The organism is Streptomyces sp. NPDC002577, from assembly GCF_053594815.1.
On record NZ_JBSFWK010000009.1, the window covers coordinates 99947 to 115743 of the forward strand.

At 69.6% G+C, this 15797-nt stretch carries 16 protein-coding genes and 1 tRNA gene; 10 read left to right on the forward strand and 7 right to left on the reverse strand.

The window, feature by feature from the left end; translation table 11 throughout:
- Positions 1-110: 110 nt before the first annotated feature.
- A complete protein-coding gene (locus tag ACWD4J_RS15365) occupies positions 111-1085 on the forward strand; it encodes a magnesium transporter CorA family protein (RefSeq protein WP_451395854.1) in 975 nt (324 codons plus the stop codon).
- 156 nt (positions 1086-1241) lie between these two features.
- Here ACWD4J_RS15365 and ACWD4J_RS15370 read toward each other — a convergent pair.
- Together ACWD4J_RS15370 and ACWD4J_RS15375 are read right to left on the reverse strand one after the other, a co-directional pair.
- A tRNA-Pro gene (locus tag ACWD4J_RS15370) sits at positions 1242-1315 on the reverse strand.
- Positions 1316-1486: 171 nt separating this feature from the next.
- Positions 1487-2413 carry a metallophosphoesterase gene (locus ACWD4J_RS15375; protein WP_451395855.1) on the reverse strand — a complete coding sequence of 309 codons (927 nt, stop codon included), beginning with the start codon at positions 2411-2413 and terminating at the stop codon, positions 1487-1489.
- Positions 2414-2489: 76 nt separating this feature from the next.
- Here ACWD4J_RS15375 and ACWD4J_RS15380 point away from each other — a divergent pair, with 76 nt between their 5' ends.
- Positions 2490-2954: a GatB/YqeY domain-containing protein gene (locus tag ACWD4J_RS15380; RefSeq protein WP_451395856.1), complete on the forward strand. Its 465-nt coding sequence runs from the start codon at positions 2490-2492 to the stop codon at positions 2952-2954.
- A gap of 125 nt (positions 2955-3079) precedes the next feature.
- Here the strand turns inward: ACWD4J_RS15380 and ACWD4J_RS15385 are convergent, their stop codons facing one another.
- Positions 3080-5308, reverse strand: coding sequence for a transglycosylase domain-containing protein (locus ACWD4J_RS15385; protein WP_451395857.1), 2229 nt, complete (start codon positions 5306-5308; stop codon positions 3080-3082).
- A gap of 494 nt (positions 5309-5802) precedes the next feature.
- Between ACWD4J_RS15385 and ACWD4J_RS15390 the strand changes: the two genes are divergently transcribed.
- Positions 5803-6144 carry a WhiB family transcriptional regulator gene (locus tag ACWD4J_RS15390; protein ID WP_451395858.1) on the forward strand — a complete coding sequence of 114 codons (342 nt, stop codon included), beginning with the start codon at positions 5803-5805 and terminating at the stop codon, positions 6142-6144.
- Positions 6145-6232: 88 nt separating this feature from the next.
- Here the strand turns inward: ACWD4J_RS15390 and ACWD4J_RS15395 are convergent, their stop codons facing one another.
- Both ACWD4J_RS15395 and ACWD4J_RS15400 read right to left on the reverse strand, forming a co-directional pair.
- Positions 6233-7600: an ArsA family ATPase gene (locus tag ACWD4J_RS15395; protein WP_451395859.1), complete on the reverse strand. Its 1368-nt coding sequence runs from the start codon at positions 7598-7600 to the stop codon at positions 6233-6235.
- Positions 7597-8574 carry an ArsA family ATPase gene (locus tag ACWD4J_RS15400; protein WP_451395860.1) on the reverse strand — a complete coding sequence of 326 codons (978 nt, stop codon included), beginning with the start codon at positions 8572-8574 and terminating at the stop codon, positions 7597-7599. Before ACWD4J_RS15400 ends, ACWD4J_RS15395 begins: the two co-directional genes overlap by 4 nt.
- A 72-nt stretch (positions 8575-8646) precedes the next feature.
- Between ACWD4J_RS15400 and ACWD4J_RS15405 the strand changes: the two genes are divergently transcribed.
- The 4 genes from ACWD4J_RS15405 (at position 8647) to ACWD4J_RS15420 (ending at position 11060) form a co-directional block, all read left to right on the forward strand.
- Positions 8647-8805, forward strand: a complete 159-nt coding sequence (locus ACWD4J_RS15405; protein ID WP_157902902.1) for a DUF4177 domain-containing protein — start codon at positions 8647-8649, stop codon at positions 8803-8805.
- Complete coding sequence (locus tag ACWD4J_RS15410) at positions 8802-9275, forward strand: RidA family protein (protein WP_451395861.1); 474 nt, start codon at positions 8802-8804, stop codon at positions 9273-9275. The genes ACWD4J_RS15405 and ACWD4J_RS15410 overlap by 4 nt, the downstream gene beginning before the upstream one ends.
- A gap of 79 nt (positions 9276-9354) precedes the next feature.
- Positions 9355-10233 (forward strand): NUDIX hydrolase, encoded by an 879-nt coding sequence (locus tag ACWD4J_RS15415; protein ID WP_451395862.1) that lies wholly within the window; start codon positions 9355-9357, stop codon positions 10231-10233.
- Entirely contained in the window at positions 10230-11060 is an 831-nt protein-coding gene (locus tag ACWD4J_RS15420; RefSeq protein ID WP_451395863.1) for an MBL fold metallo-hydrolase, read from the forward strand. The genes ACWD4J_RS15415 and ACWD4J_RS15420 overlap by 4 nt, the downstream gene beginning before the upstream one ends.
- Before the next feature lie 113 nt (positions 11061-11173).
- Here the strand turns inward: ACWD4J_RS15420 and ACWD4J_RS15425 are convergent, their stop codons facing one another.
- The gene (locus ACWD4J_RS15425) at positions 11174-11848 is read right to left on the reverse strand and encodes a Crp/Fnr family transcriptional regulator (protein WP_030573597.1); all 675 of its coding nucleotides are present in this window, start codon (positions 11846-11848) and stop codon (positions 11174-11176) included.
- Between the two features lie 276 nt (positions 11849-12124).
- Between ACWD4J_RS15425 and nth the strand changes: the two genes are divergently transcribed.
- The 3 genes from nth to ACWD4J_RS15440 all read left to right on the forward strand — a co-directional run bounded on the left by nth (position 12125) and on the right by ACWD4J_RS15440 (position 15346).
- The gene (gene nth / locus ACWD4J_RS15430; RefSeq protein WP_451395864.1) at positions 12125-13213 is read left to right on the forward strand and encodes an endonuclease III; all 1089 of its coding nucleotides are present in this window, start codon (positions 12125-12127) and stop codon (positions 13211-13213) included.
- A gap of 118 nt (positions 13214-13331) precedes the next feature.
- Complete coding sequence (locus tag ACWD4J_RS15435; protein ID WP_451395985.1) at positions 13332-14030, forward strand: NUDIX hydrolase; 699 nt, start codon at positions 13332-13334, stop codon at positions 14028-14030.
- A gap of 116 nt (positions 14031-14146) precedes the next feature.
- Positions 14147-15346: a MarP family serine protease gene (locus ACWD4J_RS15440; protein WP_451395865.1), complete on the forward strand. Its 1200-nt coding sequence runs from the start codon at positions 14147-14149 to the stop codon at positions 15344-15346.
- A gap of 139 nt (positions 15347-15485) precedes the next feature.
- Here the strand turns inward: ACWD4J_RS15440 and ACWD4J_RS15445 are convergent, their stop codons facing one another.
- The gene (locus tag ACWD4J_RS15445) at positions 15486-15674 is read right to left on the reverse strand and encodes a hypothetical protein (RefSeq protein WP_451395866.1); all 189 of its coding nucleotides are present in this window, start codon (positions 15672-15674) and stop codon (positions 15486-15488) included.
- Positions 15675-15797 lie beyond the last annotated feature (123 nt).

Below are 15797 nucleotides of genomic sequence, written 5' to 3' on the forward strand. Positions count from 1 at the left end.
TCCGCTGGGCGGCGCCTACTTCAAGGCGATCGAGGCGGTACCGCCCGTCGGGGTGGATGCCCGGTAGTGGTGTCCGCTGATGTTCCGCTGGTGCCGTTAGGGTGCGCGACATGGCCAGTACTCGGCTGTACCGCGACGGCTCCCTGGTCGAGGAGGACTTCCCGGTCCGGGACATCTCCCGGCATCTGGCGGATCCGTCTTCGACCGTGTGGTTGGACCTGTACCGCCCGAACCGCGCCGAGTTCACGGCGGTCGGCGAGGAACTCGGTCTCCACGAGCTGGCTCTCGAGGGCGCGCTGCACGAGGGACAGCGGGCGAAACTCGACAACTACCACACCCATCATTTCCTCAGTGTCTACGCGGTCGCCGTCGACCCGGACGGCGCAGGACTGACGATGAGCGAGCTCGCGGTCATCCTCACGCCGCAGGCGCTGATCACCGTCCGCAAGGATGCCGCGTTCGCCCTCGACGAGCTGGTCGCCCGCTGGGACCGTACCCCGGCTCTGGCAGCACACGGGGTCGCCTTTCTGCTCCACGGCCTGCTCGACTATGTCGTTGACGGGCACTTCGCCGCGGTACAGCAACTCGACGAACGTATCGAAGAACTGGACGATCTGCTCTTCGCCGAAGGCGGCCGACAGATCCAGACCGTACAGCGCCAGTCCTACGCCCTGCGGAATTCACTGGTCCGGCTCCGTCGCGTGGTCCTGCCCATGCGGGAGGTCGTCAACGCCCTCATGCGCCCCGACCTCGACGTCGTCGACGGCCCCTTGCTGCCGTACTACCGCGATGTGTACGACCACGTGCTGCGTGCCGGCGAGTGGACGGAGTCACTGCGCGACCTGGTGGCCTCGGTGATGGAGACCAACTTGTCGGTGCAGGCGAACCGGATGAACCTGATCATGAAGAAGGTGACGAGCTGGGCCGCGATCATCGCCGTGCCCACGGCGATCACTGGCTTCTACGGACAGAACCTTCCCTACCCCGGCTTCGGACATCAGTCGGGATTCATCGTTTCCAGCGCCGTCATCGTCGTTGTCTCTCTGACGCTGTACTTCGCTTTCAAGCACTGGGACTGGCTCTGACCGCACACGCTCCTGCCTGCTCGTCGGCAGACGGCCCTGGGAGGCCGGTTCTCGAAGTCGGCTCCCTCTCGAGCGGTAGTCACGCAGATAGACACGCACAAGGCGAGAGGCCAGGTACTGAATTCAGTACCTGGCCTCTGACCTGTTACTTCACTGTCGGGGTGGCGGGATTTGAACCCACGACCTCTTCGTCCCGAACGAAGCGCGCTACCAAGCTGCGCCACACCCCGATGTCACTGCTGGACGAGATCTTTCGTTCTCGTCGCGGCGACATCGATTACTTTAGCGGACCGGCGGCCGGAGACGAAATCCGGTTTCCCGGCCGCCGCGGACGGCGCTGACCTGGGGCGTCGTGCGGGCCGACACCGGTCGTCGCGTATCGGTGTGGCGAACGCGACGTGTCAGACCTGCGGGGTCAGCGTCAGCAGCGTCGCCTCCGGCGGGCACGCGAACCGTACCGGCGTGTAGCGGTTGGTGCCGCAGCCTGCGGAGACGTGCAGGTAGGAGACGTTGCCCGCCGCCGAGTGCGTGGAGAGGCCCTTCACCCGGTCCGTGTCCAGGTCGCAGTTGGTGACCAGGGCTCCGTAGAAGGGGATGCACAGCTGGCCGCCATGGGTGTGGCCCGCCAGGATCAGCGGATAGCCGTCCTCGGTGAAGGCGTCGAGGGCGCGCAGATACGGCGCGTGCACGATGCCCATCGAGAAGTCGGCGCCCGCCGGGGGACCGCCTGCCACGCGCGCGTACCGGTCGCGTTTGATGTGCGGGTCGTCCACGCCCGTCAGCGCGATCTCGAAGCCGTCTATCTTCAGCGCACCGCGGGTGTTGGTCAGGTTCACCCAGCCCGCTTCGTCGAAGCCGTCCCGCAGGTCCTCCCACGGGTTGTGGACGGCGCCGACGGCGGGTGCGTTGCCGTTGAGCCCGTGCCGGCCGCGCGCCTTGTCGACGAGGTAGCGGGCGGGGTTGCGCAGTTTGGGGCCGTAGTAGTCGTTCGAGCCGAAGACGTACGCGCCCGGGTACTCCATCAGCGGGCCCAGCGCGTCCAGCACCTCCGGTACGCCCTCCGGGTCCGAGAGGTTGTCCCCGGTGTTGATCACGAAGTCGGGGCGCAGCCCGGCCAGCGAGCGCAGCCAGCGCTGCTTCTTGCGCTGGCCGGAGACCATGTGGATGTCGGAGACCTGGAGGACGCGCAGGGGTCGCATGCCTCTCGGCAGTACGGGCACGGTGACCCGTCGGAGCCGGAAGGAGCGGGCCTCGAAGCCCGCCGCGTAGACGAGCCCCGCAGCCGCGGTCGCCGTGATGCCCAGGGGTACTCCGTATCGCGCGCGCATACGCTCATCGTGTCAGAACCCCGGGGCACCGGAAATCAGCGGGCGTCCGGCTGGACGCACCTGCGAGAATCACTGCATGACCACGCTCAAGTCGAAGCTGCAGGAAGACCTCACCGCGGCGATCAAGGAGCGCGATGAGCTGCGCTCCTCGACGCTCCGGCTCACCCTGGCCGCCATCACGAAGGAGGAGGTCGCGGGCAAGACGGCGCGCGAGCTCTCCGACGACGAGGTGCTCAAGGTGATCACCAAGGAGGCGAAGAAGCGGCGTGAGGCCGCGGACGCCTTCGCGCAGGGCGGCCGCGCCGAGCAGGCCGAGCGGGAGAAGGCGGAGGGCGAGGTCCTCGCCGAGTATCTGCCGAAGCAGCTGTCCGACGACGAGCTCCAGCAGATCGTCGCGCAGGCGGTCGAGGAGGCGAAGGCGGCCGGCGCCGAGGGGCCGCGCGCCATGGGCCAGGTCATGAAGATCGTGAACCCCAAGGTCGCAGGCCTGGCGGAGGGCGGCCGCGTCGCGGCGGTCGTCAAGAAGCTTCTCGCGGGCTGACCGCGCATCCGTCTGCAGTACCCGTATCCATACGCGCGTGAGGGCGCCCCCTGAAGCAGGGGGCGCCCTCACGCGCGTAGCAACAGCGATCAGCAGCGATCAGCGGCAATCGGCAGCGACAGCGGTTATCCGCCGTTTCGCCCGTTGCCGCCCCCGTTGTTCCCGCCGCTGGTCACCCCGCCGATGAAGTCCCCGGGGAGGGTGATGGTGGGCAGCGGGGTCTGGGTGGCGCCGCCGCCGTTGTTCCCCTTGTTCTTCTTCTTGTTCTTGTTCTTGTCCGTGTTCTGGTCGGGGATGTTGATGAGGTTGAAGTCGGGTGCGGGCTTGCCCGCGAGCGCTCCGGTCATCATGTCCCGCCAGATCGGTCCGGGGACCTTGCCGCCGTAGACCTTCTCCCAGTACTGGCCGCCGATGGTGATCCGGACCATCTGTCGCTCGTGCTGGGGGTCGCCGACCCAGACGGCGCCCGACATGTTCGGCGTGTAGCCGACGAACCAGGCGGCGTAACGGGAGTCCGTCGTACCGGTCTTGCCCGCGCTGGGGCGGCTGCCGAGGCCGGCCTCCGTACCCGTGCCGTCCTCGACGACGCCCTTCAGTATCGTGTTGATCGTGTCGGCGGTCTTCACCGACATCGCGCGCGTGCAGGTCGACTTCGGCACGTCCAGGGACTTCTCGTCCTTGCCGCCGAGCTTCTGCGTGATCGACTCGATCGCGACCGGCGTGCAGTACATGCCGCGCGAGGCGAACGTCGCATACGCGTTGGCCATCGTCAGCGGCGACATCTCCTGCGTGCCCAGCGCGATCGACGGGACCTGGGAGATCTTCGCGCCGTCGGCGCGTTCGACACCCATCTTCTCCGCCATCTGCGTCACCGGGCAGATACCGATGTCGCTGATCAGCTGTACGTAGTAGGTGTTGACCGACTTCGCGGTCGCCTCCTTCATGGCGTACGGGCCCTTCTCGGCCTCGTCCTCGTTGGTGAGCTTGGCGCCGTCGCTGTTCACCCAGGTCTTGCCGTCGCACTGCGCGACCGGGCTCGGATACGCCATCTCGTACGGCGAGGAGTACGTCTGCGTCGCCGGCTTGCCGCCCTCTATCGCCGCCGCCGCCACGATCGGCTTGAAGGTCGATCCGGGCTGGTAACCCGCGCCGCCGCCCATCGACTTGTCCACGGACAGGTTGATGGCGCTCTCACCCTTCCCGAAGCCGTACGGCCGGGACTGGCCCATCGCGAGGATCTTGCCGGTGCCGGGCTGGACGATGGTCGCGGCGGTCGCCACCTCGTCGCTCTGCTTCACGTGCTGCTTTATCGACGCCTGCACCGATTCCTGCGCCTGCGGGTCGAGCGTCGTGCGGATCTTGAGGCCGCCCTGGTTCCAGATCTTCTGCCGGTCCTTCTTGGTCTTGCCGAAGACCGGGTCGCTCAGGAAGACGTTCTTCACGTACTCGCAGAAGAAGCCCGCGCCCTTGACCGCGGTGATGCAGCCTTCCTTGGGCGCGCTGATGTTCAGTCCGAGCGGCTTCTCCTTGGCCTTGTCCGCGTCCTCCTGGGAGATGTCGCCGGTGTCGGCCATGCGCTGCAGGACGACGTTGCGCCGCCTCTTGGCCTCGGTCTCGTCGTTGATCGGGTCGTAGCGGCTGGGCGACTGGACGATGCCGGCGAGCATCGCGGCCTCTTCCAGGTTCAGGTCCTTGGCGTGCTTGGAGAAGTACCGCTGGGACGCGGCCTCGACGCCGTACGACTGCTGCCCGAAGAACGTGATGTTCAGGTAGTTCTCGAGGATGCGCTTCTTGCCCAGCTTCTCCTCGACCTGGATCGCGTACTTCAGCTCGCGGATCTTGCGGCCGATGGTCTGCTGGGTGGCCTGGGCGACCTTCGTCGGGTCGTCGCCGGCCTCCTCGACGAAGACGTTCTTGACGTACTGCTGGGTCAGCGTGGACGCGCCCTGGGCCACCCCGCCGCTCTGCGCGTTCTGGTTGAGCGCGCGCAGGATGCCCTTGAGGTCGACCGCGCCGTGCTCGTAGAAGCGGGCGTCCTCGATCGCGACGATCGCCTTCTGCATGTACGGCGAGATGTCCTTGAGGTCCACCACCGTGCGGTTGCGCGAGTAGACCGTCGCGATCGTGCCGCCCTTGTTGTCCAGGATGGTGGTGCGCTGGCTCAGGGGCGGACGCTTCAGATTCGCGGGGATGTCGTCGAAGCTCTCGACCGACCCCTTGGCCGCAAGTCCCAGCGCGCCCACGGCGGGCAGCGCGATACCGGCCAGCACCGCTCCAGCGAGCACGCTGACACCGAGGAACTTGGCGGCCTGCTGCGTTGGTGAGAGACCACCGCCCGAGCGCTTGTTTGCCATGGGGGAAGCCTACGTTCTGATTCGCCGGACAGCCGTATATCCCTTGGCCTAAGCTGCTCTCGGCTGTCACGGCAGTGTCGGTCATACCCGGCTGTATGGGACTTTTGGATCGCTCCGGTCGCTCCGGTCCGCTCTCCAACTGGTCCCTCCGGCAGTCCCATCGCAAGTCACGGCATGACGTCCGGCGAACCCGAATCGTTACTGGACGTCAACCCTCCCCTGCGGTGGGGGCGTGTCCGAATCTGCCTTATGTGTCAGTGGTCGTCCGTTGTGCCTCAGCTGAACTGTCCCGGTTTGCCGGGTTCCTTACGTATGTCCCCAGCTCACTCCGTTGGGTGATCTGCCGCGTACGCATAGTCCGTTCGGGCCATTCAAGATTGGGCCCGAAGGGGGTGTTGCGCTGTGCCCACCTTCCGTAACGTCCTCAACTGGCGGCGGTGAATATGCCGCTGCCGCCGTGGGGGAGCCTCGATTCGGGAGAGGACGGCGCCGGTATGGGCTGGGTTACCGACTGGAGTGCGCAGGCGGCCTGCCGCACTACTGATCCGGATGAACTGTTCGTACAAGGAGCAGCGCAGAACAGGGCCAAGGCGGTCTGCACCGGGTGTCCGGTGCGCACCGAGTGCCTGGCCGACGCGCTGGACAACCGCGTCGAGTTCGGCGTGTGGGGCGGTATGACCGAGCGGGAGCGCCGTGCGCTTCTGCGCAGGCGTCCCACCGTCACCTCGTGGCGCAGGCTGCTCGAGACCGCGCGTACGGAATACGAGCGCGGCGCAGGTCTGCTGCCGCTCGACGTGGACGAAGAGGTGTACGAGAGCTTCGCGGCGGTGGGCTGATCGCCCTGCGCTGTCGCGCGGAATGCCCCTCTGCAGGCACGGGTTGAGCAGCCCTTCTGCAGACAGGGCGGCAGCCAGCTCCGGCCGGTCAGTCTTCGGTCGCGAGCCGGTCTCCGATGGCCCGAAGTCCTGCGATGTCGTGCACATCGCCGGGCAGAGCGGCCACCTCGGTCACGGCCACCTCCGGGTGGAGCGCGGTGAAGCGGTCGCGTGTGCGCTGCTCGCGGGCAAGCAGCTGCATCCGCTCGGCGTGCAGCCTGAGCAGGCCTGCGGTCAGAGTGGTCAGTTGTTCTGCTGGTTGCTCGGCCGGCCGGTTGGTTCCGTCTGTGCCGTTGGTTCGGTCGGAGGCGGGGGAGCCTTCGTCGGGAGTGTCCGAACCTGCGGTGGCTGAGCCGGTGTCATGTGAACTGCCGTGGGATTGTGAAGCCTTGGCAGACTCGCCGGGCGTTTCGGGGGAGTTACGAACTCCAGCTTTCCCGCCCTCCTGATCCACAATGCGGCTGTCTTCAAGATTTTCTGCTTCAAGCATCTCCGCGGCGGCCAGGGCCCGCTCCGCCGACAGCCGGGACGCTCCGCTGCCGTGCACCCGGTTCAGCACGAGACCGGCCAGCGGCATGTCCTCCGCGGCCAGCCGCTCCACGAAGTACGCCGCCTCGCGCAGCGCGTCCCGCTCCGGGGCCGCCACCACGAGGAACGCCGTGCCCGGCGCCTGCAGCAGCCGGTACGTGGCGTCGGCCCGGGTGCGGAAGCCGCCGAACATGGTGTCCATAGCGGCCACGAACGTCTGAACGTCCTGCAGAAGTTGGCCGCCGAGCAGCTTGCCCAGGGCGCCTGTCATCATCGACATGCCGACGTTCAGGAACTTCATCCCGGCCCGGCCGCCCATCTTCGCCGGCGCCATCAGGACCCGGATCAGCTTGCCGTCCAGGAACGAACCGAGCCGCTTCGGCGCGTCCAGGAAGTCCAGCGCGGAACGCGACGGCGGGGTGTCGACGACGATCAGATCCCACTGGTCGCGGGAGCGCAGCTGGCCCAGCTTCTCCATCGCCATGTACTCCTGCGTACCGGCGAAACCGGCCGACAGCGACTGGTAGAAGGGGTTCTCCAGGATCTGGCGGGCCCGGTCGCCGTTCGCGTGCGCCTCGACGATCTCGTCGAAGGTGCGCTTCATGTCGAGCATCATGGCGTGCAGTTCGCCGCCCGCGGACTCGTCGATGCCCTTGACCCGGCGCGGGGTGTTGTCGAGGGAGTCGATGCCCATGGACTGGGCGAGCCTGCGGGCCGGGTCGATCGTGAGCACGACGACCTTCCGGCCGCGCTCGGCGGCACGCAGCCCCAGGGCCGCGGCCGTGGTCGTCTTGCCGACACCGCCCGAGCCGCAGCAGACCACGATGCGGGTCTTCGGGTCGTCGAGCAGGGGGTCGACGTCGAGCGTGCGCACCGCGTCCAGCGTCATGAGATCCCTTGCTTCCGCAGTTCCGTGGCGAGCCGGTAGAGGCCTGCCAGGTCCATTCCCTCGGCGAGCAGCGGCAGTTCGTGCAGGGGCAGGTCCAGGTCGGTCAGTACGGCGCGCTGGTCGCGCTCCAGCGCAAACCGCTCGGCGTACTCCTCGGCCTGTTCCAGCAGCGGGTCCACGAGCCGCTCCGCGAGGCCGCCGCGGCGGGCGCCGCCGAGACCGGCCGACGACAGCGTCTTGGCGAGGGCCGTACGCGGCACGCTCTGCGCGAGCTCCACAGAGGCCTCGTCGAGGACGGCGGGCCGCACCATGTTCACGATGACCCGCCCCACCGGCAGCCGCGCCGCACGCAGCTCACCGATGCCGTCCGCGGTCTCCTGGACCGGCATCTCCTCGAGCAGCGTCACCAGGTGCACCTCGGTCTCGGGCGACTTGATCACCCGCATGACGGCCTGCGCCTGATTGTGTATAGGGCCGATCTTCGCCAGTCCCGCGACCTCGTCGTTCACGTTCAGGAAGCGGGTGATGCGGCCGGTCGGCGGCGCGTCCATGATCACGTAGTCGTACACGAAGCGGCCGCGCTTGTCCTTGCGGCGGACCGCCTCGCAGGCCTTGCCGGTGAGGAGGACATCGCGCAGGCCCGGCGCGATGGTGGTCGCGAAGTCGATGGCGCCGAGCTTCTTGAGCGCGCGGCCCGCGCCACCCATCTTGTAGAACATCTGCAGGTAGTCGAGCAGCGCCAGCTCGGGGTCGATGGCGAGGGCGAACACCTCCCCGCCCCCCGGAGCCACCGCGATCTTCCGCTCCTCGTACGGAAGAGCCTCCGTCTCGAAGACCTGTGCGATGCCCTGCCGGCCCTCGACCTCGACCAGGAGGGTGCGCTTTCCCTCGGTCGCGAGGGCGAGCGCGAGGGCTGCGGCCACCGTGGTCTTGCCGGTACCGCCCTTGCCGCTGACGACCTGGAGCCTGCTCACGCCTTCGAGCCTAACCAGTGGCGGACCGGGCTACGCAGGAGGCCACCGTTCAGGGCGGCTACAGTCGGCCACATGACCAAGTGGGAATACGCGACCGTGCCGCTTCTCGTGCACGCGACGAAGCAGATTCTGGACACCTGGGGCGAGGACGGGTGGGAGCTCGTCCAGGTCGTGCCCGGGCCGAACCCCGAGCAGTTGGTGGCTTATCTGAAGCGCGAGAAGACCGCATGAGCGGGGCCGTCGAGGCGCGGATCGCCGAGCTGGGGCTGACTCTGCCGGAGGTCGTGCCGCCGCTCGCCGCGTATCAACCCGCCGTGCGGACCGGCCCGTACGTCTACACCGCGGGCCAGCTCCCGATGGTGGAGGGCAAGCTTCCGGTCACCGGGAAGGTCGGCGCCGAGGTCACGCCCGAGGAGGCCAGGGACCTGGCCCGTACGTGTGCGCTGAACGCGCTGGCCGCGGTCAAGTCGGTCGCCGGTGACCTGGACCGGATCGCGCGCGTCGTGAAGGTCGTCGGCTTCGTCGCCTCCGCCCCCGACTTCACGGGCCAGCCCGCCGTGCTCAACGGCGCGAGCGAGCTGCTCGGCGAGGTCCTCGGCGACAAGGGCGTGCATGCGCGCAGCGCGGTCGGTGTCGCGGTGCTGCCGCTGGACGCGCCCGTGGAGGTCGAGATCCAGGTGGAGCTCACGGGCGAGGGCTGACAGCCGCCTGGCCTTTCCGCCGAGTGGCGGGCGGATCATGCCCCTCGAACATTCGCCCGCCACGGGTTAGCCTCCGGCCATGGCACATGGTCAGTGGTACCCACCGGAGTGGCCCGACCGCATCCGCGCCGTCGCGAGCGGCGAGCTCACGCCGGCGACCCCGCGCCGGGCCGCCACCGTCATGCTCCTGAGGGACGACGCCGACGGTCCTGCCGTCCATATGCTGCGCAGACGCGCCTCCATGGCCTTCGCCGGAGGCGCGTACGCGTATCCGGGCGGCGGCGTGGATCCTCGCGACGACGACCGCCTGGTCCGCTGGGCGGGCCCCACCCGCGCGCAGTGGGCGGCCCGCCTCGGCGTCGACGAGGCGTCCGCGCAGGCCATCGTGTGCGCGGCGGTGCGCGAGACGTACGAGGAGGCGGGCGTGCTGCTCGCCGGGGCGACCGCGGACACCGTCGTGGGGGACGTCACCGGCGAGGACTGGGACGTGGACCGCGTCGCGCTGATCGACCGCGACCTGTCCTTCGCGGAGTTCCTGGACCGCCGCGGCCTGGTCCTGCGCTCCGATCTGCTGGGCGCCTGGGGCCGCTGGATCACGCCCGAGTTCGAGACGCGCCGCTACGACACGTGGTTCTTCGCGGCCGGACTCCCGGACGGGCAGCGCACCCTCCGCACCTCCCTGGAGGCCGACCGCACGGTGTGGATCCGCCCCGCCGAGGCAGCCGCCCGCTACGACGCGGGCGAACTGCTGATGATGCCGCCGACCATCGCGATGCTGCGCCGGCTCGCCGCGTACGACTCGGCCGCCGAGGTACTCGCGGCCGCGCCCTCCTGCGACATGACGCCGGTGCTGGCCCAGGCCCGGCTGGAGGAGGACACGGTGGTCCTGACCTGGCCGGGCCACGACGAGTTCACCAAGCACATCCCGACCGGGAGGACCGGGGGGCCCGCCGCATGACCGACGCGACCGCCCTTCCGGGCCAGCCCCGCGGCGGGGTGCTCTCCGGCCCCGCGACCGAACGCGCCGTCAACGTCCTCGCCCCCAACGCCTCGGCGATGACGCTCGACGGGACGAACACCTGGATCGTCTCCGAACCGGACTCCGCGCTCGCCGTGGTCATCGACCCGGGGCCGCTGGACGACACGCACCTGCGCCAGGTGATCGAGGCGGCCGAGCAGGCCGGCAAGCGGGTCGCGCTGACGCTGCTCACGCACGGGCACCCGGACCACGCGGAGGGCGCGGCGCGCTTCGCGGAGCTGACACGCACGAAGGTACGCGCCCTCGACCCGGCCCTGCGGCTCGGCGACGAGGGCCTGGCCGCGGGTGACGTGGTGCGTCTCGACGGTCTTGAGCTGCGCGTCGTACCGACGCCGGGGCACACCGCCGACTCGCTCTGCTTCCATCTGCCGGCCGACCGCGCGGTGCTCACCGGGGACACGATCCTGGGCCGCGGTACGACCGTGGTGGCTCACCCGGACGGGCGGCTCGGCGACTATCTGGACTCCCTGCGCCGGCTGCGCTCCCTCACCGTCGACGACGGCGTGCACACCGTGCTGCCGGGCCACGGGCCGGTGCTGGAGGACGCCCAGGGCGCCGTCGAGTTCTACCTCGCCCACCGCGCCCACCGCCTCGCGCAGGTCGAGACGGCCGTCGAGGACGGGCATCGCACGGCCCCCGAGATCGTGGCGCACGTGTACGCCGACGTGGACCGCTCCCTGTGGCCGGCCGCCGAGCTGTCGGTCAGGGCGCAGCTGGACTATCTGCGGGAGCACGGGCTGATCTAGCCGTTCCCGGTACGCGGGGCGTGCCCTGGTGGCGGCAAGCACGACGGGGTCCCGCCCGACCGTGGGCGGGACCCCGTCGCTGTGCTGTCGTGAGCCCTGAGTGCGACCGTGGGTCAGCGCGACCGCTTGGCGAGCCGCTCCACGTCCAGCAGGATCACGGCGCGGGCCTCCAGACGGAGCCAGCCGCGGCCCGCGAAGTCCGCGAGCGCCTTGTTGACCGTCTCGCGGGAGGCGCCGACCAGCTGGGCGAGCTCCTCCTGCGTCAGGTCGTGCACGACGTGGATGCCCTCCTCGGACTGCACGCCGAAGCGGCGCGACAGGTCCAGGAGTGCCCGGGCGACACGGCCCGGGACGTCGGAGAAGACCAGGTCGGACATCTGGTCGTTGGTCTTGCGCAGGCGCCGGGCGACGGCGCGCAGCAGGGCGGCGGCCACCTCGGGGCGCGCGTTGAGCCACGGCTGGAGGTCGCCGTGGCCGAGGCCGAGGAGCTTGACCTCGGTGAGGGCCGTGGCGGTGGCCGTACGCGGGCCCGGGTCGAACAGCGACAGTTCGCCGATGAGCTCGCCGGGGCCGAGGACGGCCAGCATGTTCTCGCGGCCGTCGGGGGATGTGCGGTGGAGCTTGACCTTGCCTTCCATGACCACGTACAGGCGGTCACCGGGGTCGCCCTCATGGAACAGCGAGTCACCGCGGGCGAGGGTCACCTCACTCATGGAGGCGCGGAGCTCCGCGGCCTGCTCGTCATCGAGCGCCGCGAAGAGCGGGGCGCGCCGCAGAACGTCGTCCACGAGTTCTCTCCTTGTCGACCTGCTCAGAGGATCTTGCTCCCCCGTGTATCCAGGGGACCGTGCTCCCCATTTTGCCGGACGGTCCAAACAGTGTGATCAGTCACAAGTTTGCCGCACCGGCGTCGCGAGCTGTGCGGGAGGGGGCCAATCGGGGGCCGATCCGCTGGGTCCGGGGCGGATGTCAGTTGCTGGCTTTAGGCTGGTCGGGTGTCCAAAACGCCAGTGAGAGCACGGGCAAAGGGGGCTGGGCTGGTGGTTGTACGCCGTAATTCCGCTATGGGCGAACAGGCTGCCGCCGAGCTCGAGAATGGAACAAACGGGACAAAATCGACGTCGAGTGAAGCGGCCGCCGGGCGGCCGACAACGACGGCCGAGGCCGGGGCTGAGAACTCGAGGGGTGCCGTGGCGAAGAAGGTGCCGGGAGCCGCGAAGAAGACGGCGGCTGCGAAGACGGCGACGGGCGGCGCGAAGAAGACGTCGCCCGCGAAGAAGGCGGCGCCCGCCAAGAAGGCGACACGCGCCAAGAGCGCTCCCGCGGAGACCGTCGCCGCCAAGGCCGCCCTCGTCGAGAGCGCGCGTGCGGCCAAGGCCGCCGCCAAGCCCGAGTCCCGTGCGGCGCTCGTCCGCCGTGCCCGCCGGATCAACCGCGAGCTCGCCGACGTCTATCCGTACGCCCACCCCGAGCTCGACTTCGAGAGCCCGTACCAGCTTCTGCTCGCCACCGTGCTCTCCGCCCAGACCACGGACCTGCGGGTGAACCAGACCACGCCGGCGCTCTTCGCCAAGTACCCGACCCCGGAGGACCTGGCCGCCGCCAACCCCGAAGAGGTCGAGGAGCTCATCCGGCCGACGGGGTTCTTCCGCGCCAAGACCAAGTCGATCATGGGTATCGCGACCGCCCTGCGCGACGAGTTCGACGGCGAAGTGCCAGGTCGGCTCGAGGATCTGGTGAAGCTGCCCGGTGTGGGCCGCAAGACGGCCTTCGTCGTGCTCGGCAACGCCTTCGGAGTGCCGGGGCTGACTGTCGACACCCACTTCGGCCGGCTCGTCCGCCGCTGGAAGTGGACCGACGAGACGGACCCGGACAAGGTCGAGGCGGCCGTCGGGGCGCTGTTCCCGAAGAGCGACTGGACGATGCTCTCGCACCGTGTGATCTTCCACGGCCGGCGCATCTGCCACTCCCGCAAGCCCGCCTGCGGCGCCTGCCCCATCGCCCCGCTCTGCCCGGCGTACGGCGAGGGTGAAACGGACCCGGAGAAGGCGAAGAAACTCCTGAAGTACGAAAAGGGCGGTATGCCGGGCCAGCGCCTCAAGCCGCCACCGGACTATCCGGGCCGGCCCGCGCCACCACTGGGGGCCAGGTGAGGAGGCCGTCGGCGGGTCGGCCGATCGGCCCATCGGCGGGCCGTCCGGTGGAACCATCCGCATGGGCGGAGGCGTTGTGCTCAGACAGACGGGGGTGGCGATGACGCACGTGAGCCATATGGACGCCGACAGGGCCTGGGACCAGGACGGCTCGGTGGCGGTGAGTACCGAGGGCCTGCCCGAGTGGCTGGCCCCCGTGGTGCGTGCCGCGGAGTCGGTCGAGCCGCGGCAGCTCAGCCGCTTTCTGCCGCCGGAGGACGGTGCGGGCCGCCAGTCGGCCGTACTGATCCTGTTCGGCGAGGGCGAACGCGGACCGGAGCTGCTGCTGATGGAGCGGGCCGGCTCCCTGAGGTCGCATGCCGGGCAGCCGTCGTTCCCCGGCGGCGCCCTGGACCCGGAGGACGGCGACCCGGCGGCCGCGGGGCCGCTGCGCGCAGCCCTGCGCGAGGCCGAGGAGGAGACAGGGCTCGACCCGCGGGGCGTCCAGCTCTTCGGCGTCCTGCCGAAGCTGTACATCCCGGTGAGCCGCTTCGTCGTCACACCCGTGCTGGGCTGGTGGCGCGAGCCGTCCCCGGTCGGCGTAGTCGACCCGGCGGAGACGGCCCGTGTCTTCACGGTCCCCGTGGCGGATCTCACTGACCCGGCCAATCGTGCGATGGCCGTGCACCCGAGGGGTCACCAAGGCCCCGCGTTCCTGGTCGCATCGGCCCTGGTCTGGGGTTTCACAGCCGGAGTGATCGACCGGCTCCTTCACTACTCGGGCTGGGAGCGCCCCTGGGACACCAGCAAGCAGGTCCCGCTCGACTGGCGTGCATGACAGGCTGGCGTACGTGATGTGTGATCCCGGGGACCTGACATCGGCAGCTCCGCCGGGGGCCCCGCGGGGACCCCGCCAGGAGACGGCGGCCGCAATGCGAGGCGAGGCTTGAATCGGTGAACGTGCTGGACATCCTGTTGCTGGTCGCCGCTGTGTGGTTCGCGATCGTGGGCTACCGCCAGGGGTTCGTCGTCGGCATCCTGTCGGTGATCGGCTTCCTCGGCGGCGGTCTCGTCGCGGTCTACGTCCTGCCCGTCCTCTGGGACAAGGTGACGAACGGTGCCCAGGTGACCACCACGGCCGCCGTCGTCGCGGTCGTCGTGGTCATCGTCTGCGCCTCCGTCGGCCAGGCCTTCACCACACACCTGGGCAACAAGCTCCGCCGGTACATCACGTGGTCCCCGGCCCGCGCCCTGGACGCCACGGGCGGCGCCCTGGTGAACGTGGTGGCGATGCTGCTGGTGGCCTGGCTCATCGGCTCGGCCCTGGCGGGCACGACACTGCCGACGCTCGGCAAGGAAGTGCGCAACTCCAAGGTGCTGCAGGGCGTCTCCCAGGCGCTGCCCGCACAGGCGAACACCTGGTTCGCGGACTTCTCCTCGGCCCTCGCGCAGAACGGCTTCCCGCAGGTCTTCAGCCCGTTCTCGAACGAGCCCATCACCGAGGTGCAGGCCCCCGACCCCGCGCTCGCCAACAGCCCCGTGGCCAGCCGCGCCCAGCGCTCCATCGTCAAGGTCGTCGGCACCGCGGAGAGCTGCGGCAAGGTCCTCGAAGGCACGGGCTTCGTCTTCGGCGACCGCCGGGTCATGACCAACGCCCATGTGGTCGGCGGCGTGGACGAGCCCACCGTCCAGATAGGCGGCGAGGGCAAGCTCTACGACGCCACGGTCGTCCTCTACGACTGGCGGCGGGACATCGCCGTACTGGACGTGCCGAAGCTCAAGGCGCCCGCGCTGAAGTTCTCCTCCACCGACGCCACCAGCGGCAGCAGTGCGATCGTCGCCGGCTTCCCGGAGAACGGCTCGTACGACGTGCGTCCCGCGCGTGTGCGCGCCCGCATCCCGGCCAACGGCCCGGACATCTACCACCGCGGCACGGTGAGCCGCGATGTGTATTCGCTCTACGCGACGGTGCGCCAGGGCAACTCCGGAGGCCCGCTGCTCACCCCCGACGGCAAGGTCTACGGCGTGGTCTTCGCCAAGTCGCTCGACGACCCCAACACGGGCTACGCACTCACCGCCGACGAGGTACGCCAGGACGCCGACCGGGGCCGCACCGCGAACCAGCAGGTCGACAGCGAGGGGTGTGCCCTGTAGCGGCGCGTGCCCGGAGCGGGTGCGTGACCGCAGCAGGGGTGTGCCTGGATCAGCAGCGTGCCCTGCAGAGGGGCGCGTACGTCCGGGGAGCGCCGGAGAGCCGTCGGAGGAGCCGAGGGCCGCGCGTGTGCCGCCGCAGCTAGCCGCGCGTGTGCCGCAGGCGCGCCGAGACCCAGCGGGCCCTGCGGCGGAGGATGCGGGGAATGCCGATCACCTGGGAGGAATCGTCCGGTCCCGCATGATGCGGACCGCCCTCCTGATGACTGGTCAGCCCCGTGGCCGAGCGGCGGTTGCGTGCTGCGTCACTGTAGTCGTGCGTCCAGCCCATACCCCGAGGTCTGCCCGTGCCTCAAGGTCGGTAACCGCGCGACGGGCCCTCAATTGGCCTATGCGGCAGGCATGTGGCGTTCGAAGGACTGGTGTTCCCGTCCGATTAACGACCACTCGGACG